Origin of the sequence: Stenotrophomonas sp. SI-NJAU-1 (genome assembly GCF_020883215.1) — a bacterium.
Taxonomy (GTDB): Bacteria; Pseudomonadota; Gammaproteobacteria; order Xanthomonadales; family Xanthomonadaceae; genus Stenotrophomonas; species Stenotrophomonas indicatrix.
The window spans coordinates 2,760,688-2,779,483 of record NZ_CP086598.1; the positions used below are offsets into that span (position 1 = coordinate 2,760,688).

The following is an 18,796-nucleotide window of genomic DNA, read 5'->3' on the forward strand; positions in this document are numbered from 1 at the left end:
GTTCATAGATCGAGTCGATCAGCAGAGGATTCAAGTCATGACGGTGGTCAGCGTTGAACATGCGCTTGCCGGGAAGATCCCGGAAGGTGGCGAAGTCACGGTACGCGGTTGGGTGCGCACGGTGCGCGGTTCAGCAAATCTGGCTTTCGTGAATGTGACCGACGGCTCCTGCTTCGCCCCGATCCAGGTCGTGGCCGGCGACGCGCTGGCCAACTTCGACGAGATCAAGCGCCTGACCACCGGCTGCTCGCTGGTGGCCACCGGCACGCTGGTGAAGTCGCAGGGCAAGGGCCAGTCGTTTGAGATCCAGGCCAGCGCGGTCGAGGTGGTCGGCTGGGTCGAAGACCCGCTCACCTACCCGATCCAGCCCAAGCCGATGACGCCGGAGTTCCTGCGTGAAGTGGCGCACCTGCGCCCGCGCACCAACCTGTTCGGCGCGGTCACCCGCATCCGCAACTGCCTGGCCCAGGCCGTGCACCGCTTCTTCCACGAGAACGGCTTCAACTGGATCAGCACCCCGATCATCACCACCTCCGACGCCGAAGGCGCCGGCCAGATGTTCCGCGTGTCCACCCTGGACATGGTGAACCTGCCGCGTGACGCCCAGGGCGGGATCGACTTCAGCCGCGACTTCTTCGGCAAGGAAACCTTCCTGACCGTGTCCGGCCAGCTGAACGTCGAGGCCTACTGCCTGGCGCTGAGCAAGGTATACACCTTCGGCCCGACCTTCCGCGCCGAGAACAGCCACACCACCCGCCACCTGGCGGAGTTCTGGATGATCGAACCGGAAATCGCCTTCGCCGACCTGGCCGAAGACGCACGCCTGGCCGAGGAATTCCTGAAGTACCTGTTCCGCGCGGTGCTCAACGAGCGCGGCGACGACCTGGCCTTCATCGCCGAGCGCGTGGACAAGAACGCGATCACCAAGCTGGAAGACTTCATCAACGCGCCGTTCGAACGCATCGATTACACCGATGCGGTCAGCCTGCTGCAGAAGTCCGGAAAGAAGTTCGACTTCCCGGTCGAATGGGGCCTGGACCTGCAGACCGAGCACGAGCGCTGGCTGACCGAGGAACACGTCGGTCGCCCGGTGGTGGTGACCAACTACCCCGAGCACATCAAGGCCTTCTACATGCGCCTGAACGATGACGGCAAGACCGTCGCGGCGATGGACGTGCTGGCCCCGGGCATCGGCGAGATCATCGGTGGCAGCCAGCGCGAAGAGCGCCTGGACGTGCTGGATGCACGCATGGCGCAGTTCGGCCTGGATCGCGAGCACTACAGCTGGTACCGCGATTTCCGCCGCTACGGCTCGGTACCGCACGCGGGCTTCGGCCTGGGCTTCGAGCGCCTGGTGGTGTACGTCTGCGGCCTGTCCAACATCCGCGATGCGATCCCCTACCCGCGCGCCCCGGGCAGCGCGGACTTCTAAGCCCACACGCACGACCACGGAGGTACTGCCCCCATGACCCTGTTCTTCGCCCTGTGTTTCGTCGGCGTTGCAGTGGCCGGGTTCAGTGCCTTCGTGATTTTCTGGCCGCTGACCCTGGTGCATGTGCGCGATCGCCATCCGGCGCTGGCGCAGCGCTTCGGCAGTGGCGCCTTCCTCAAGCCCGATGCGCTGGGCTGGCTGCTGCGGCGCGAATACCGCACCCAGCCGGACCGCTCGCTGTCCGGGCTGGCGACGCCCGCCTGGGTATCGCTGCTGACCCTGCTGGCCGGACTGGGCATGGCTGCCCTGCTCTGGCTGGCCTCGCTCTGGTAAGACACACATGAACGACCTTTCCCACGTCCGCGACAGCTGGTGGCTGGCCAGCCTCGGCAACACCCTGATCTGGGCACGCCTGCGCATCCGCGAGGCCGGCACTGCCGAAGTGCTGGACAGCGATGGCAATACGCTGAGCTACGACAGCGAAGACACTGCACGCTCGCAGCTGTTCGATGCCGAGTTCGTCGAGTACGACGGCCTGGATGAAGAAGATGCGCTGGTGCGCGGCTTCTCGCTGCATGAAGTGCAGCCACCGCAGGCAGGCAGCGACGAAGGCCTGCGCGGACGCATGGTGCAGTCGCTCGGCAGCCGCGCCTGAGGCCAACCGATGTTCACCCCGCGCGCTTTCGCCGAGACCGACCTGCTGTGGCTGGATCGCCTGCTGGCGCGTGATCCGTTCGTCACCGTGCTGACCACCGGTGGCGATGGCCTGCCGGAACTGACCCGGCTGCCGGTGCTGTACCAGCGCGACGGCGACCACATCGAGCTGCGCGGCCACTGGGCCCGTGCCAACCCGCAGGCGCGCCACACCGGCGCAGCCAAACTGCTGGTGGACGGGCCGCACGGCTATGTGTCGGCCAGCTGGTACCCGGACAAGGAACCGATGGCACGGGTGCCCACCTGGAACTACGCCGCCGCCGAGCTGCGCGGCCAGTTGCAGCCCTTCGACGATACCGATGCCCTGGCCCAGCTGGTCAGCGATACCGGCGACCACTTCGAAGCCAGCGTCGGCCAGGACTGGCGGTTCGAACCCCAGCGTGACGACCACCGCCGCCAGCTGCGCGGCATCGTCGGCTTCCGTTTCACCGTCGAACAGGTGCAGCTGACGCTGAAGCTGAGCCAGAACCACCCCGAGGCCAACCAGCAGGCGGTGATCGCCGAACTGGAACGCCTGGACAATCCCCATTCCACCGAACTGGCGCAGTGGATGCGCCGGTATCGCGACGAAGCCGCCGCAGGCAGCTGAGCGCTCTGTTTCCCGCGACGACGCGACCAGAACGGCCGCGCCTTGCCCCCACCCGACGTCAGGGATATCCGAACATGAAAGACATCCACAAGCTGCTGCAGAACAACCGCGACTGGGCCGACCGGATCGAGAAGGAAGATCCGGATTTCTTCCATCAGCTGGCCAAGCAGCAGCATCCGGAATACCTGTGGATCGGCTGTTCCGACTCGCGCGTGCCGGCCAACCAGATCATCGGCATGGCCCCGGGTGAGGTGTTCGTGCATCGCAACGTGGCCAACGTGGTCGCCCATACCGACCTGAACTGCCTGAGCGTGGTGCAGTACGCGGTGGACCAGCTGAAGGTGAAGCACATCTTGATCGTCGGCCACTACGGCTGTGGTGGCGTACACGCATGCCTGCACAACACCCGGGTCGGCCTGGCTGACAACTGGCTGCGCCACGTCGGTGATGTCATGCAGAAGCACACCGCCATCCTCGATGCGATCGATACCGATGAACTCAAGCACGCACGCCTGTGCGAACTGAATGTGATCGAGCAGGTCGCCAACCTGTGCCGCTCCACGATCGTGCAGGACGCCTGGGCCCGCGGCCAGAAGCTGATGGTGCACGGCTGGGTGTACAGCCTGAAGGACGGCCGCGTGCGCGAGATGGGCATCGACGTCGGCTCCCAGGAAGACCTGCAGCCGGCCTATGAAAAGGCGCTGTCCTATGTTCCGCGCAAGGGCAGGCGCGACTGATTCCCTGGGGAAGACACCATGCTCGCTTCGCCGATAAACCTGCACGCCTGGATCGAGGAAAACCGGCATCTGTTGAAGCCGCCGGTCGGCAACAAGATGATCGACAACGGCGATTTCATCGTGATGGTGGTCGGCGGGCCGAACAGCCGCACCGATTTCCACTACGACGAAGGCCCGGAGTGGTTCTACCAGCTGGAAGGGGAGATGGTGCTGAAGGTGCAGGAGGATGGCGCGGTGCGCGATATCCCGATCCGTGCCGGCGAGATCTTCCTGCTGCCGGGCAAGGTGCCGCACTCACCCCGGCGCCCGCCCGGTGGCATCGGCCTGGTGGTGGAACGCAAGCGACTGCCGCATGAACGCGACGGCGTGATCTGGCATTGCGAACGCTGCAACCACAAGCTGTACGAAGAGTACTTCACGCTGCAGAACATCGAGACCGACCTGCCGAAGGTGTTCGCGCGCTACCAGGCCAGCCTGGAGCTGCGCACCTGCAGCGCGTGCGGCCACGCGGATCCGTTGCCGGCGCCAGTGGCGGCCTGACGGCGCTCCGCCCCCGGTAGATGCCCACCTTGGTGGGCGCTTGTTCGCACGTGCGCCAACCAAGGTTGGCCACTACCGGATCATGCGGCGCTGGCGCTGGGTGCGCAGCTACCGGGTGATGCCCCAGGCGCTACACTGGCAACCCCGTTGCAGCCTGTTGCCCGACCATGTCCGACCTGCTCAGCCGCACCCACGCCATTGCTCTTGATGCCGCCGATCCGCTGCGGCCGCTGCGGCAGGAATTCCTGATTCCGCGCCACGGTGGCGGTGAGCAGACCTACTTCGTCGGCAACTCGCTGGGCCTGCAGCCGCGCGGTGCGCAGGCTGCGGTGCAGGAAGTGATGAAGCAGTGGGGCGAACTGGCGGTGGAAGGCCACTTCACCGGGCCGACCCAATGGCTGTCGTACCACCGCCTGGTCAGCGCACAGCTGGCCCGCGTGGTCGGCGCGCTGCCCAGCGAAGTGGTGGCAATGAACACGCTGAGCGTGAACCTGCACCTGATGATGGTCAGCTTCTACCGGCCCACGGCCGAGCGCCCGGTGATCCTGATGGAGGCCGGCGCGTTCCCGACCGACCGCCATGCGGTGGAGGCGCAGATCCGCTTCCATGGCTTCGACCCGGCCGACTGCCTGGTGGAAGTGCAGCCGGATGAAGCCAACGGCACGATCTCGATGGCTGCGATCGAGCGTGCAATCGCCGCGCACGGTCCGCGCCTGGCGCTGGTGTTGTGGCCCGGCGTGCAGTACCGCAGCGGCCAGGCCTTCGACCTCGATGCGATCACCCGCGCCGCACGCCTGCAGGGCGCGCGCATCGGCTTCGACCTGGCGCACTCGGTCGGCAACCTGCCGCTGCGCCTGCATGACGTCGCCCCGGATTTCGCCGTGTGGTGCCACTACAAGTACCTCAACAGCGGCCCGGGCGCCGTGGCCGGTGCCTTCGTGCACGAGCGCCATCATCGCGACACCACCCTGCCGCGCTTCGCCGGCTGGTGGGGGCACGACGAAGCCACCCGCTTCCAGATGGCACCGCAGTTCACGCCGGCGGTCGGTGCCGAGGGTTGGCAGCTGAGCAACCCGCCGATCCTCGGCCTGGCGCCACTGCGGGCATCGCTGGACCTGTTCGAACGCGCTGGCATGGAATCGCTGCGCAGCAAGTCGCTGGCACTGACCGGCATGCTCGACGCACTGGTACGCGCGCGCCTGCCGCAGGTGCTGGAAATCGTCACCCCGGCCGAGCCGGAGCGCCGCGGCTGCCAGCTGTCGCTGCGGGTGATCGGTGGCCGCGAGCGTGGACGCGCCCTGTTCGAACATCTGCGCGCCATCGGCGTGCTGGGTGACTGGCGCGAACCGGACGTGATCCGCATCTCGCCCACTCCGCTCTACAACCGCTATCTCGACGTGCACCACTTCGTCGAGGAAGTGGAAGCCTGGGCTGGCCTGTAAGCCGCCCTCCCCTACTGCTGGACAGTTCGTTGATCGCACATGCATCCCGCTCGCTGAGCATTGTCGGCGCCGGCCTGGCCGGCTCCCTGCTGGCCATCCTGCTGTCACGGCAGGGCTGGCGCATCACCCTGTACGAACGCCGTGGCGATCCGCGCATCGCCGATTACGAAAGTGGCCGCTCGATCAATCTGGCCCTGGCCGAGCGCGGGCGCAACGCGTTGCGCCAGGCCGGCGTGGAAGACGAAGTGATGGCGCGTGCGGTGATGATGCGCGGGCGCATGGTGCATCCGCGCGAGGGCGAGCCGCAGTTGCAGCGTTATGGTCGCGACGACAGCGAAGTGATCTGGTCGATCCATCGCAGTGACCTGAACACCACGCTGCTGGAACTGGCCGAGCAGGCCGGCGCCACCGTGCATTTCCACCGCCGCCTGCACACCGTCGATTTCGATGCGGGCTACGCACGCTTCATCGATGATCGTGACGACAGCCCGCACGATATCCGCTTCGATACGCTGGTGGGTGCCGATGGCGCCGGCTCGGCGCTGCGTGCGGCGATGAACCGGCGCGAGCCGCTGGGCGAGGACATTGCCTTCCTCGACCATTCCTACAAGGAACTGGAAATTCCGCCGGGCGACGATGGCGGCTTCCGCATCGAGCGCAATGCCCTGCATATCTGGCCGCGCGGCCACTACATGTGCATCGCCCTGCCCAACCACGAGGGCACGTTCACCGTCACCCTGTTCCTGCCCAACCAAGGTGACCCAAGCTTTGCCACGGTCACCAGCGGCGCCCAGGCCGAAGCCCTGTTCGCGCGCGAGTTCGGCGATGCCCTGCCACTGATTCCCAACCTCCGCGCGCACTGGGAGCAGCATCCGCCGGGCCTGCTCGGTACGCTTACCCTGGAACGCTGGCACCAGCAGGACCGTGCCGTGCTGATCGGCGATGCAGCGCACGCGATGGTGCCGTTCCACGGCCAGGGCATGAACTGCGCGTTCGAGGACTGCGTGGCGCTGGCCCGCCATCTGATGGAGGCCGACGACCTGCAGAGTGCATTCGCCGCATTCGAGGCCGAGCGCAAGCCGAACGCGCGTGCGATCCAGCAGATGGCGCTGGAGAACTATCTGGAGATGCGTGACAGGGTGGCCGATCCGGCCTTCCTGCTGCAACGTGAGCTGGAACAGGAACTGCAGCGGCGCTGGCCGACGCGCTTCGTGCCGCACTACACGATGGTGACCTTCCTGCACACGCCCTATGCCGAAGCACTGCGCCGCACCGACCTCCAGCGCGCGATGCTGATCGCCGCCACCGCAGGCCATGACACCCTGGACAACATCGACTGGAACGCACTGGAAGCGCAGATCCATGCGCAGCTGCCGGTGCTGGAGGGCGCGCACTGATGGCCGACAGCTTCCTGTTCTACGACCTGGAAACCTTCGGCCAGGATCCACGTCGTACCCGTATCTCCCAGTACGCGGCAATCCGTACCGACAGCGACCTCAATGAGATCGGCACGCCGGTCAGCTTCTTCGTTCGCCCGGCCGATGATCTGCTGCCCTCGCCGATGGCAACGATGGTCACCGGCATCACGCCGCAGCAGGCGCTGGCTGAAGGCATCAGCGAGTCCGAGGCGTTCGATCGGATCAATGAGCAGCTCTCGCGTCCCGGTACCTGCGCACTGGGCTACAACACCCTGCGCTTCGACGACGAGTTCATCCGCTACGGCCTGTTCCGCAACTTCCACGACCCGTACGAACGCGAGTGGCGCAACGGCAACTCGCGCTGGGACCTGCTGGACATGCTGCGGCTGATGCACGCCATCCGCCCGGACGGCATCCACTGGCCCAAGCGCGAGGACGGCGCCACCTCATTCAAGCTGGAGCATCTGGCCGAGGCCAACGGCGTGCGCGAGGGCGATGCCCACGAAGCGCTGTCGGACGTGCGCGCGACGATCGGCATGGCGCGCCTGTTCAAGCAGTCGCAGCCGCGCCTGTGGGACTACGCACTGAAGCTGCGCGACAAGCGTTTCGTCGGCAGCCTGCTCGACATCACTGCATTGAAGCCGGTGCTGCATATCTCGATGCGCTACCCGGCCAGCCGCCTGTGCGCGGCACCGGTTTTGCCGCTGGCGGTACATCCGACCATCAACAACCGGGTGATCGTGTTCGATCTCGACGGTGACATCGATGACCTGCTGGAACTGCCCGCCGACGTGATCGCCCAGCGCCTGTACCTGCGCGCCAGCGAACTGCCCGAAGGCGTAGCCCGGGTGCCGTTGAAGGAAGTGCACCTGAACAAGGTACCGGCGCTGGTGGCCTGGAACCACCTGCGCGCTGATGACCACGCACGACTCGGGCTGGACGTGGCGGCGATCGAAGCCAAGGCCGAACGCCTGCGCGCGTTCGCGCCGCAGTTGGCCGAGAAGGCGCGCCAGGTCTACAACCAGCCGCGCGCGGCGAGCGTTTCCGATGTGGATGCATCGCTGTACGACGGCTTCCTCGGCGCCGGCGACAAGCCGCTGCTGGCGCTGGCACGGACCACGCCCGCCGAACAGCTGGCCGCACTGGAAGGCCGCTTCCGCGATCCGCGCCTGCCGGAACTGCTGTTCCGCTATCGCGCCCGCAATCATCCCGACAGCCTTGCACCGGAAGAACGCGAGCGCTGGAAAGCCTATCGCCGCCAGCGCCTGTTCGGTGAGGAAGGCATGGGCGAACTCAACCTGGCCCAGTACCAGCAGCAGCTCGACGCGCTGGCAGCCGAAGCGCCCGACGATGCCCGGCGCACCGCGCTGCTGCAATCGCTGCGTGACTGGAGCCAGCACCTGCAGGAGGACCTGTGAGCACCTATTTCTCCGATGCCAGTTTCAAGTTCCTGCGCAGCCTGGCGCTGCACAACGACAAGGCCTGGTTCAACGACCATCGCCAGCAGTACGAAGACCACGTGCGGCAGCCGTTCCTGCGCCTGCTGGGCGACCTGCAGCCGGCCCTGGCCGAGGTCAGCGGACACTTCCGCGCAGACACGCGTGGCGTGGGCGGCTCGTTGTTCCGCATCCACCGCGACGCGCGGTTCTCCAACGATAAATCGCCGTACAAGACCTGGCAGGGTGCGCGCCTGTTCCATGAGCGTCGCCGTGAAGTGGCCGCGCCCTCGTTCTACGTGCACCTGCAGCCGGGCGAGAGCTTCGTCGGCGCCGGGCTGTGGCATCCCGAACCGGAAACCCAGCGCCGCGTCCGCCACTTCATCCTCGACAACCCGGGAAGCTGGAAGGCGGCGGCGCACGCACCGGCGCTGCGCAGGCGTTTCGACTTCGAGGAAACCGAGAAGCTGGTGCGCCCACCGCGCGGCTTCCCGGCTGACTTCGAGTTCATTGATGACCTCAAGCACCGCAACTGGGTGATGTGGCGTTCGCTGGACGATGCCACGATGACCGGCCCGCGCCTGCTGTCCACGCTCGGCAAGGACCTGGCGGCGCTGGGCCCGTTCGTGGACTACCTGTGCGCTGCACTGGATCTGGAGTTCTGACCGGCGCCGGTGGCATCGCTGGGATCACCCGCCGTTCACCACCGGCAACCGTACTTGCGGCAGGCTGTGCAGCATGAAGAAGCTCATTGGCATCCTCGTTCTGCTGATCGCTGTGGTGGCCGCCTGGTGGTTCGGCGGCCCCTACCTGACCGTGCATGGCCTGTCCAAGGCCATCGAACAACGGGACACCGCCCGTCTGGAGCGCCACGTGGATTTCCCGCGCGTGCGTACCAGCCTGCGCGCCCAGCTCAATGACTACCTGGTGCGCCAGGCCGGCCCCGAGGTGGCAGCCAGTCCCTTCGGTGCCCTGCTGTACGGGCTGGGTGACCAGTTGGGTGGCGCCGCGGTGGACACGATGGTCACGCCCACCGGCATCGGCGCGATGTTGCAGGGCCACGTGCTGTGGAAGCGCGGCCGCAATGAACTGCAGGGCGGCGAAGCCTTGGGTGCAACCGAGCCGGCGCGACCGCTGAAGAACGCCGAGCACCACTTCGAAGCCCTGGATCGCTTCGTGGTCGACGTTGATCGCGGCCCCGGCCAGCCACCGTTGAAGGTAGTGCTGGAACCGCAGGGCCTGCGCTGGAAGGTGGTGGACCTGCAGCTGGGGATGTCAGGCAGCCCGTAACGGATCGCCGCTGCGCTCGCCGGGCATGGCCCGGCGCTACCGTCGACCGCCCCAACTGGTAGCGCCGGGCCATGCCCGGCGACGATCACCCTTCGTTGGCGACACCATGCGGCACGTGGCCGGCGGCTACGTGTTCACGCGCACTGTCGATGTTGTGCTGCGAATCGTCAAAGAAGATGTCGGCACCGAACGCCTGCAGGAACGGGCCCTTGTGCCGCCCCCCCAGGAACAGCGCCTCGTCCAGGCGCACGCCCCACTCGCGCAGGGTGCGGATCACCCGCTCGTGGGCCGGTGCAGAACGCGCGGTCACCAGCGCCGTGCGGATGGGCGCGCTGTCGCCGGCGGGGAATACTTCCTGCAACGTGTGCAGTGCAGAGAGGAAGCCGCGGAACGGACCGCCACTGAGTGGCTCGCGTGCACGCTCGCGTTCGTGCCGGCCGAAGGCTTCCACCCCCTGCTCGCGCGAGATGCGCTCGCTCTCGTCCCCGAAGATCACCGCATCACCATCGAAGGCGATGCGCAGCTGCCCGGCCGGGCGGGTGATGTCGATCTGGTCGGCGGCAGCGGCAGCGGTCTCACCCGGCGGCTTGGGCAGGATGGTGGCCGCTGCAATGCCATGGCGAAGCGCGCTGCGCACCGATTCCGGATTGGCCGACAGGAACAGGTCGGTGCCGAACGGCTTCACGTACGGCCAGGTCGGCTCACCGGCGGTGAAGGTCGCGCGGATGATGCCCAGCCCGTAGTGCTGGATGGAATTGAAGATGCGCAGGCCGGTATCGGCCGAGTTGCGTGACAGCAGGATCACTTCCACGCGCGGGTTCTCGGGGCTGGCGCCCTGGTTCAGCGCCAACAGCTTGCGCACCACCGGGAAGGCCACGCCCGGCCCGAGGATGTCGTCCTCGTGCTGGCGCTGGTACTCGGCATAGGCGGCCACGCCATCGCTTTCGAACAGCGCGTGGCTTTCTTCCAGGTCGAACAGCGCACGCGAGGTCACCGCGACGGTCAGCAAACGGGGGGAGTTGTCGCCCATCGGTGGGGTCCTTCAAGCGGTCGGCAGTGCCGGCCGCCTATTGTCGTCAAAAAACGAACTGTTCGCTCAGGATCCGGTCTTCGAGGTTGTGCTCCGGGTCGAACAGCAGGGTCACCCGGTGCTCGCGCGACTCACGGATCGTCACTTCGACCACATCGCGGGTCTCGTGCGAATCGGCAGTGACGCTGACCGGACGCTTGTAGGGATCGAGCACGCGGAAGCGCACTTCGGTGTCGGCCTTGAGGATCGCGCCGCGCCAGCGCCGCGGGCGATAGGGGGCCAGCGGCGTCAGGGCGATGGTGTGCGAGCCCAGCGGCAGCACCGGCCCATGTGCAGAGTAGTTGTAGGCGGTGCTTCCGGCCGGAGTGGCCACCAGCACGCCATCGCCGATCAGTTCGCCCACCCGCTCCTGGCCATTGAGGTCGATGCCGATATGCGCCGCCTGCCGGGTCTGGCGCAGCAGCGAGACATCGTTGTAGGCCAGCGAGCCGGTGGTGGTACCCGATTCGGTCAGCGCCACCATTTCCAGCGGGCGCAGGTTGGCCGGCTCGGCACGGGCGATACGCGCATGCACATCGTCGTCGCCACGGTACTGGTTCATCAGGAAACCCACCGTGCCCAGCTTCATCCCGAATACCGGTCTGCCCAGGTGTCCGTGACGATGCAGGGTCTGCAGCATGAAGCCGTCGCCGCCCAGCGGGCACAGCACGTCAGCCTGGTCCGGGGCGTGGTCGCCATAGCGCGAGACCATCGCTGCGCGGGCCATCTGTGCAGGTTCGGTGGTACTGGCCAGGAAAGCGATGCGGGGGGTGTCGCTCATCGGTGGATCCGGGGGAAGGCTTGGTGGAGAGCATAACCGAGCGCCGCTGCGCTCGCCGGGCATGGCCCGGCGCTACCTGCTCCGCCGTACATCGGTAGCGCCGGGCCATGCCCGGCGGTCGTCCGCAAGAAAAAACGGCCCCGCTTCCGCGGGGCCGTTCCGGTTCACGCATGCCAGGCGTGGCCTGGCACTACATCACTTACGCGCCGTGGGCAGCGAGCTGACCCAGGCGCTGCACCGCGACCGAAACGGTCGGGTAGTCGAGGGTCTTCTGCTCGGCCAGTTCGGCCAGCATCGCCAGCGTGAAGCGCAGGCTGCTGTCGTCACGACCGATCCACGCGGCCACCTTGGCTTCAGCGGTGCTGCCCTTGGTGGCCAGCACCTGGCCGGCCAGGCTGCGGTGGTGTGCGGCCAGTTCGTCGCGCAGCACGCCACGTGCCACCGCGTGCCAGCGGCCGTTGACCTCCAGCGCGTCGATCTGCTCGAACAGCCACGGCAGCTGCAGGGCGTCGCCCAGGCGGAAGTGGATCTTGGAGACATCCACCGGCTTCAGCTTGCGGGTACGGGCCAGTTCGATGATGTCGAACGCCGGTTCCAGGAAGTGCAGTTCGGCCAGCTGCTGTGCCAGCGCCGACGGCAGGCCCTTTTCCTTCCACTCGGCCACCAGGGCTTCGTAGGTCGGACGCTGGGAATCCGGCAGCACACCCGAAGCAACACGGATGTCGTTGAACGGACCCTGGTAGCGGTTGACCGCCTCGGTGATGCCCGGCATCGGGCCCGGGCGCGACAGCAGCCAGCGTACGAACGAACGCTGCAGCTTCCAGATCACTTCCAGCGCGTCGATCTGCACCGACTCCGGCAGCGTGCCGTCGAGGGCATCGATCTGCGCCCACAGCGCGCGTGCGTCCAGCGTTTCGCGGCTGATGGTGTACGCCTTGGCGACCTCGGCAATGGAGCGGCCGGTGTCTTCCTGCATGCGCATCAGGAAGGTGGCGCCCATGCGGTTGATGGTCTGGTTGGTCACGGCCGTGGCGATGATTTCGCGCTTCAGGCGGTGACGCTCCATCGCGTCGGCGTACTTCTTCTGCAGCGGCGTCGGGAAGTAGCGCTGCAGTTCCTTGGACAGGTACGGATCTTCCGGGATGTCCGAATCCAGCAGCTGCGCGAACGCCACCAGCTTGGAATAGGACAGCAGCACCGACAGCTCCGGACGGGTCAGGCCTTGGCCGCGTGCCTTGCGCTGGGACAGCTCGGCGTCGGACGGTAGGAACTCGATCTGGCGATCCAGCAGGCCTTGCTGTTCCAGGGTACGGATGAAGTGCTGCTTGGACCCCAGGCGCTTGACCGCCATCCGCTCCATCAGGCTCAGGGCCTGGTTCTGGCGGTAGTTGTCGTTGAGCACCAGCGCGGCGACTTCGTCGGTCATCGACGCCAGCAGCTTGTTGCGCTGCTCGACGGTCAGCTTCTTGGCCCGCACCACATCGTTGAGCAGGATCTTGATGTTGACTTCGTGGTCGGAGGTATCCACACCGGCCGAGTTGTCGATGAAGTCGGTGTTGAGCAGCACGCCGGCCTGGGCAGCTTCGATGCGGCCCAGCTGGGTCATGCCCAGGTTGCCGCCCTCGCCCACCACCTTGCAGCGCAGCTCGCCACCATTCACGCGCAGGGCATTGTTGGCGCGGTCGCCGACATCGCTGTGCTGCTCGCTGGCGGCCTTGACGTAGGTGCCGATGCCGCCGTTCCACAGCAGGTCGACCGGTGCCTTCAGGATCGCGCTCATCAGATCGTTCGGCGACAGCGCCTTGACGTTCTCGTCCAGGCCCAGCGCTTCACGTACCTGCGGGGTGATCTCGATCGACTTCAGGCTGCGCGGATACACACCGCCGCCCTTGCTGATCAGCTTGGCATCGTAGTCCGCCCAGCTCGAACGCGGCACGGTGAACAGACGCTCACGTTCGACGAACGTGGTCGCTGCATCCGGGTTCGGGTCCAGGAAGATGTGGCGGTGGTCGAACGCAGCGACCAGGCGGATGTGGCGCGACAGCAGCATGCCGTTGCCGAACACGTCGCCGGACATGTCGCCGACGCCGACCGCGGTGAAGTCCTGGGTCTGGCTGTCACGGCCCAGTGCACGGAAGTGGCGCTTGACCGACTCCCATGCGCCGCGCGCGGTGATGCCCATGCCCTTGTGGTCGTAACCGACCGAACCGCCGGAGGCGAACGCATCGCCCATCCAGAAGCCGTGCGCGATGGCCAGGCCGTTGGCGATGTCGGAGAAGGTCGCAGTGCCCTTGTCGGCGGCCACCACCAGGTACGGATCGTCCATGTCATGGCGCACGACATCCACCGGCGGCACGATCTTGTTGTTGACGATGTTGTCGGTGATGTCCAGCAGGCCCTGGATGAACAGCTTGTAGCAGGCCACGCCGTTGGCGAAGATCGCATCGCGATCGCCGTTCACCGGCGGCATCTTGGCGAAGAAGCCGCCCTTCGCGCCGACCGGCACGATGACGGTGTTCTTGACCATCTGCGCCTTGACCAGGCCCAGCACTTCGGTACGGAAGTCCTCGCGGCGATCCGACCAGCGCAGGCCGCCACGGGCGACGGCACCGAAGCGCAGGTGGGTACCTTCCACGCGCGGGCCATACACGAAGATTTCGCGGTACGGGCGCGGCTTGGGCAGGTCCGGCACCAAGGCCGAATCGAACTTGAAGCTGATGACATGGCCGTGCTGGCCATTGGCATCGGTCTGGTAGTAGCTGGTGCGCAGGGTCGCATCGATCACGCCCATGAAGGAACGCAGGATGCGGTCCTCGTCCAGGCTCGACACGCGGTCCATCAGCTTGAGCAGCGCTTCGCGCGCGGCCTGCATCTGCGCTTCGCGGTCACCCTTGCGGGCGTCGACCACGGTCTTGAGCACCTTCAGGGTGGCCTCGTCGCCGGCAGCCAGCACCTCGAGGTGGGCCTTCAGCTGCGCCTGGCCGGCGGCGATGTCTTCCTTGCTCTCATGGCCGGTGGCCGGATCGAAGCGGGCTTCGAACAGTTCCACCAGCAGGCGTGCCAGCAACGGGTAGCGGGTGAAGGTGCCTTCGACGTAAGCCTGCGAGAACGGCACGCCGGTCTGCAGCAGGTACTTGCAGTAGCCACGCAGCATGGCGACCTGGCGCCAGTGCAGGCCGGCAGCCAGCACCAGGCGGTTGAAGCCATCGTTCTCGGCATCGCCGTGCCAGACGCGGGCAAAGGTCTCGCCGAAGGCTTCATCGACGCTGGCCGCATCGATCGCACCGGCGGTCGATTCGACCTCGAAGTCCTGCACGTACACCGGCGCGTTGTCCACCGACAGGCGGTACGGACGCTCGGCGATCACGCGCAGGCCCATGTTTTCCATCATCGGCAGCGCGTCCGACAGCGGAATGTCATCCAGCTGGCGATACAGCTTCAGGCGCAGGCCATCGCCGGATTCGCGCGGCACGGCCTGCAGGCTCAGGCGCAGGTCGTCCGGACCGGTCAGCGCATCGAGCTGGCTGACATCGTTGGCGGCAACGGCGGTGCTGTTGTCTTCGATGTAACCGGCCGGCAGCGCCTTGCCGATGCGCGCAGCAATGCGCAGGCCTTCGGCTTCGCCATGGCGGTTGACCAGCGCTTCGCGCAGGTCGTCCTGCCAGTTGCGCAGCACCTGCGCCAGCTTCTGCTCCAGTTCGGCGGTATCGACGTCGAGCATTTCGCCCGGCTTCGGACGCACGATCAGGTGCACCTGGGCCAACGGCGATTCACCCAGCACCACCGAGCTGTCCACGTACTCGCCGTGCAGCGCTTCCCTGAGCATCGCTTCGATGCGCAGGCGCACGTCGGTGTTGAAACGCTCGCGCGGCAGGTAGACCAGCGCGGAAATGAAACGGCTGTACTTGTCGCGACGCAGGAACAGGCGGCTGCGCACACGCTCCTGCAGGCCCAGCACGCCCATCGCGGTGCGGAACAGTTCGTCCTCGCTGGACTGGAACAGTTCTTCGCGCGGCAGGGTTTCCAGGATGTGGCGCAGGGCCTTGCCGCTATGGCTGGAGCCGGCCAGGCCGGACTGCTTCATCACGTGTTCGTAGCGCTGGCGCACCAGCGGGATCTCCCACGGCCGGCGGTTGTAGGCGCTGGAGGTGAACAGGCCGAGGAAGCGCTGTTCGCCGATGATCCTGCCCTTGGCGTCGAATTCCAGCACGCCGATGTAATCCATGTAACCGGCACGATGCACGCGCGAACGGGCATTGGTCTTGGTCAGGATCAGCGCGTCCTTCAGCCCGGACGTGGTGTTCAGGCCCTGCGCGGCCAGGGTCTTGACCGGGCGTGCAGCGGACTTGTCCTTGCCGCGCATCAGGCCCAGGCCAGTGTCGTTCAGCGGCGCCAGCACGTCTTCCTTGCCCTGCTTCTCGACGCGGTACTCGCGGTAGCCGAAGAAGGTGAAGTGGTTGTCGGCGGCCCAGCGCAGGAATTCCTGTGCTTCCTTGCGCGAGGCAGCGTCGACCGGCAGCTGGCGGCTGCCAAGGTCGTCGGCCAGCGCCAGCGCCTTGTCCTGCATCGGCTGCCAGTCGCGCACGATGGCGCGCACTTCGTCCAGCGCCTTGTTGATGGCCTGCTCGATGTCTGCCATGGCTTCGGCCGGCTGGCGGTCGATCTCCAGCAGCATCACCGATTCCAGCTGGCCCTCGCCCACCTTGGTCAGCTTGCCGGCCTTGTCACGGGTGAAATGCAGCACCGGGTGGCCCAGCACATGCACGCCAACGCCGTGCTCGGCCAGCGACATGGTCACGGTGTCGACCAGGAACGGCATGTCGTCGTTGATGATCTGCAGCACGGTGTGCGGCGATTCCCAACCGTTGGCCTTCGCCGTCGGATTGAACACGCGGACATTGGCCTTGCCGGCCTTGCGGGCACGGGCGAATTCCAGCGTTTCGGCGGCGAGCGCGGCCCACTCCTCAGCGCTGTGGTGGGGGAACTCGTCGGCCTCCATGCGCTTGTAGAAATCGGCGGCGAATGCCACTGCCTCGGCCTGGGCGGCCGCGGGGTAACGCTTGCGCAAGGCCGTGTACACCGGCTCCAGGGAGAAACCAGCGGTCACTGCGACCTCCGACTCAACTGGTTTGCTTTTGTTTTTCACGGTCTTGGCTGCGGTTTTTTGCGGTTTCATGGCAGAGCGGCGCGCTTGCTCAGTTGGGAAAATGAAATTGTAGCCCTACCGCACGAAAAGGCCTTGCTGCAGGACGGAATAACCAGATTCGGGTTTGCTGCGGTTTAGACGCCCTATTCAGTTCGCACCGGTATGGGCATCGCAGTCGCACAGCGTTGCCGACAGGATCGGCAAAACGTGTTACCGGAAGACACATGCGGCAACATCGGCGCGATTCCACAATCCTGAACTGGACGGTATAGTCCACCGCGTGAATCCGGCCTACCTTCCTGTCGCCCTCGACGCGCGTGATGAGCGCGTGTTCGACGCTGTGCGCGAACTGCTTGCCCAACAGGGCATGCAGATGAGCATGGACGCAGTCGCCCAGCATGCAGGCTGCTCGAAGCAGACCCTGTATTCGCGCTATGGCAACAAGCAGGCCCTGCTGCGGCGGGTGATGCAGCGCCACGTCGGCCACGCCACCGGGGCCATGCTGCGTGCACTCCGCGGTGACGACCTGCGTGGCAGCCTGCTGCAGTTCGCCACCGACTTCCTGGAGCACTTCAACCAGCCCCACGTCGGCCAGGCCTGCCGCCTGATCGCCGCCGATGCCGCACAGTTTCCCGAAGAGGCGCGTACGCTGTACCGGCATGGTGCCGGCGCGTTGACACTTCATCTTGCTGAATGGATTGAAACCGTTTGCAGCCGCGGTCTGCTGCGGCATGACGACCCGCACTTCATGGCCGAACTGCTGCTGAGCATGATTGCCGGTCAGGATTTCGACAAACAGCGCTTCCATACCCCCCATCGTGATGACGCAGCCTTGCGTCGGCGCTGGGCAGAGTTCTCCGTCGATGGCTTCCTGCGCGCGTTCGCGCCGCAGCCCTCGCCGGCCCCGTCTTCAAACCAACCCCGGAGTTCCTCCTGATGACCGCCCCACTCCGCACCCTTGCCTTGACGTGCGCCGTCGCTGTCGCCGTAGCTGCCTGCAAGAAGCCGGAACAGCCGACGCCCCCACCGCCGGAGGTGGGCGTGATCGACGCCAAGCCGCAGACCCTGCCGCTGCAGCGCGAGCTGGTCGGTCGCCTGTCGCCGTTCCGCAGCGCCGACGTGCGCGCCCGCGTACCCGGCGTGCTGCTCAAGCGCGTCTATCAGGAAGGCAGCGAGGTCAAGCAGGGCCAGACCCTGTTCCTGATCGACCCGGCGCCGCTGCGCGCTTCGCTCAACGCCTCCGAGGCCCAGCTGGCTTCGGCCCGCGCGACCTACGCCAACGCCAAGGTCGCCGCTGACCGCGCCCGTTCGCTGGCGCCGCAGAAGTTCGTGTCCAAGGCCGACCTGGACAATGCCGAGTCGGCCGAGCGCACCGCGCTGGCCGCGGTCAAGCAGGCCGAAGCTGCGGTGACGTCCTCGCGCATCAGCCTGGGCTACACCGAAGTCACCGCGCCGATCAGTGGCGTGGCCAACAAGCAGCAGGTCACCGAAGGCGCACTGGTGGGCCAGGGCGATGTGACCCTGCTGACCACCGTGGACCAGCTCGACCCGCTGTACGTGAACTTCTCGCTGAGCGTGGATGAACTGACCCAGCTGCGTGCGCAGCAGGCCAAGGGCAACCTGGCCCTGTCCGGCGACGGCAAGGCCACGGTCAACGTCAAGCTGGCCGACGGCAGCACCTACAGCGAGCCGGGCACGCTGGACTTCTCCTCGACCACGGTCGACCCGGCCACCGGCGCGGTGTCGCTGCGCGCGGTGCTGCCGAACCCGCAGAAGATCCTGCTGCCGGGCGCCTTCGTCAGCTTCCAGGCCAACCTGGGCGAGCGCAACAATGCCTACCTGGTGCCGCAGCAGGCCCTGCTGCGTGACACCAACGGCGGCTATGTGATGGTGGTGGGTGCCGACGGCAAGGTCGTCCGCAAGAACGTCAAGACCGACGGCGCGCAGAACGGCAACTGGCTGGTCAGCGAGGGTCTGGCCGCGGGTGACAAGGTGGTCGTCGCCGGCGTGCAGAAGGTCAAGGAAGGCACGCCGGCCACGGCCAAGCCGTGGACCCCGGGCCAGGACGCCAACGGCAAGCCTGCCGCCAGCGGTGCTGCTCCGGGCGCGCCTGCTGCAGCTCCGGCCGACGCCAAGGCACCGGCCAAGGCTGACCAGGCCGACAAGGCCGAGCCGGCCGCCACCGAATCGAACAAGCAGTAA

General features: G+C 66.5%; 16 protein-coding genes. 13 read left to right on the top strand and 3 right to left on the bottom strand.

The genetic code is table 11. From position 1 onward, the window contains the following. The first annotated feature begins 37 nt into the window (after positions 1 to 37). The 11 genes from asnS (at position 38) to LMF57_RS12735 (ending at position 9,598) form a co-directional block, all read left to right on the top strand. On the top strand, positions 38 to 1,432 hold the full coding sequence (asnS, locus tag LMF57_RS12685) for an asparagine--tRNA ligase (protein WP_012511556.1): 1,395 nt from the start codon (positions 38 to 40) through the stop codon (positions 1,430 to 1,432). A gap of 33 nt (positions 1,433 to 1,465) precedes the next feature. Next, complete coding sequence (locus LMF57_RS12690; protein WP_006376524.1) at positions 1,466 to 1,765, top strand: hypothetical protein; 300 nt, start codon at positions 1,466 to 1,468, stop codon at positions 1,763 to 1,765. A 7-nt stretch (positions 1,766 to 1,772) separates the two neighbouring features. Beyond that, a complete protein-coding gene (locus LMF57_RS12695) occupies positions 1,773 to 2,087 on the top strand; it encodes a hypothetical protein (RefSeq protein WP_025876872.1) in 315 nt (104 codons plus the stop codon). Between the two features lie 9 nt (positions 2,088 to 2,096). Continuing rightward, positions 2,097 to 2,735 carry an FMN-binding negative transcriptional regulator gene (locus tag LMF57_RS12700; RefSeq protein ID WP_229289991.1) on the top strand — a complete coding sequence of 213 codons (639 nt, stop codon included), beginning with the start codon at positions 2,097 to 2,099 and terminating at the stop codon, positions 2,733 to 2,735. A 74-nt stretch (positions 2,736 to 2,809) separates the two neighbouring features. After that, a complete protein-coding gene (gene can, locus LMF57_RS12705; RefSeq protein ID WP_208083168.1) occupies positions 2,810 to 3,472 on the top strand; it encodes a carbonate dehydratase in 663 nt (220 codons plus the stop codon). 18 nt (positions 3,473 to 3,490) lie between these two features. Further along, on the top strand, positions 3,491 to 4,012 hold the full coding sequence (locus LMF57_RS12710) for a 3-hydroxyanthranilate 3,4-dioxygenase (protein ID WP_229289992.1): 522 nt from the start codon (positions 3,491 to 3,493) through the stop codon (positions 4,010 to 4,012). A 167-nt stretch (positions 4,013 to 4,179) separates the two neighbouring features. Further along, complete coding sequence (gene kynU / locus LMF57_RS12715) at positions 4,180 to 5,454, top strand: kynureninase (protein WP_093819065.1); 1,275 nt, start codon at positions 4,180 to 4,182, stop codon at positions 5,452 to 5,454. 29 nt (positions 5,455 to 5,483) lie between these two features. Next, positions 5,484 to 6,851 carry an NAD(P)/FAD-dependent oxidoreductase gene (locus LMF57_RS12720; protein ID WP_229289993.1) on the top strand — a complete coding sequence of 456 codons (1,368 nt, stop codon included), beginning with the start codon at positions 5,484 to 5,486 and terminating at the stop codon, positions 6,849 to 6,851. Next, positions 6,851 to 8,290, top strand: a complete 1,440-nt coding sequence (gene sbcB, locus LMF57_RS12725) for an exodeoxyribonuclease I (RefSeq protein WP_229289994.1) — start codon at positions 6,851 to 6,853, stop codon at positions 8,288 to 8,290. The genes LMF57_RS12720 and sbcB overlap by 1 nt, the downstream gene beginning before the upstream one ends. Then, on the top strand, positions 8,287 to 8,973 hold the full coding sequence (locus LMF57_RS12730; protein ID WP_093819062.1) for a DUF2461 domain-containing protein: 687 nt from the start codon (positions 8,287 to 8,289) through the stop codon (positions 8,971 to 8,973). Before sbcB ends, LMF57_RS12730 begins: the two co-directional genes overlap by 4 nt. A 73-nt stretch (positions 8,974 to 9,046) precedes the next feature. After that, positions 9,047 to 9,598, top strand: coding sequence for a DUF2939 domain-containing protein (locus tag LMF57_RS12735; protein ID WP_229289995.1), 552 nt, complete (start codon positions 9,047 to 9,049; stop codon positions 9,596 to 9,598). Positions 9,599 to 9,683: 85 nt separating this feature from the next. On the opposite strand, the gene LMF57_RS12740 is transcribed toward LMF57_RS12735, so the two are convergent. The 3 genes from LMF57_RS12740 to LMF57_RS12750 all read right to left on the bottom strand — a co-directional run bounded on the left by LMF57_RS12740 (position 9,684) and on the right by LMF57_RS12750 (position 16,624). Then, a complete protein-coding gene (locus LMF57_RS12740) occupies positions 9,684 to 10,628 on the bottom strand; it encodes a 5'-nucleotidase (RefSeq protein ID WP_033831508.1) in 945 nt (314 codons plus the stop codon). A gap of 46 nt (positions 10,629 to 10,674) precedes the next feature. Continuing rightward, positions 10,675 to 11,448 (bottom strand): NAD kinase, encoded by a 774-nt coding sequence (locus LMF57_RS12745; RefSeq protein WP_117310774.1) that lies wholly within the window; start codon positions 11,446 to 11,448, stop codon positions 10,675 to 10,677. Positions 11,449 to 11,647: 199 nt separating this feature from the next. After that, positions 11,648 to 16,624: an NAD-glutamate dehydrogenase domain-containing protein gene (locus LMF57_RS12750; RefSeq protein WP_229289996.1), complete on the bottom strand. Its 4,977-nt coding sequence runs from the start codon at positions 16,622 to 16,624 to the stop codon at positions 11,648 to 11,650. 250 nt (positions 16,625 to 16,874) lie between these two features. On the opposite strand from LMF57_RS12750, the gene LMF57_RS12755 reads away from it, so the two are divergent. Then, complete coding sequence (locus LMF57_RS12755; RefSeq protein WP_025876846.1) at positions 16,875 to 17,531, top strand: TetR/AcrR family transcriptional regulator; 657 nt, start codon at positions 16,875 to 16,877, stop codon at positions 17,529 to 17,531. Next, positions 17,531 to 18,796, top strand: a complete 1,266-nt coding sequence (locus LMF57_RS12760) for an efflux RND transporter periplasmic adaptor subunit (protein ID WP_208082569.1) — start codon at positions 17,531 to 17,533, stop codon at positions 18,794 to 18,796. The genes LMF57_RS12755 and LMF57_RS12760 overlap by 1 nt, the downstream gene beginning before the upstream one ends.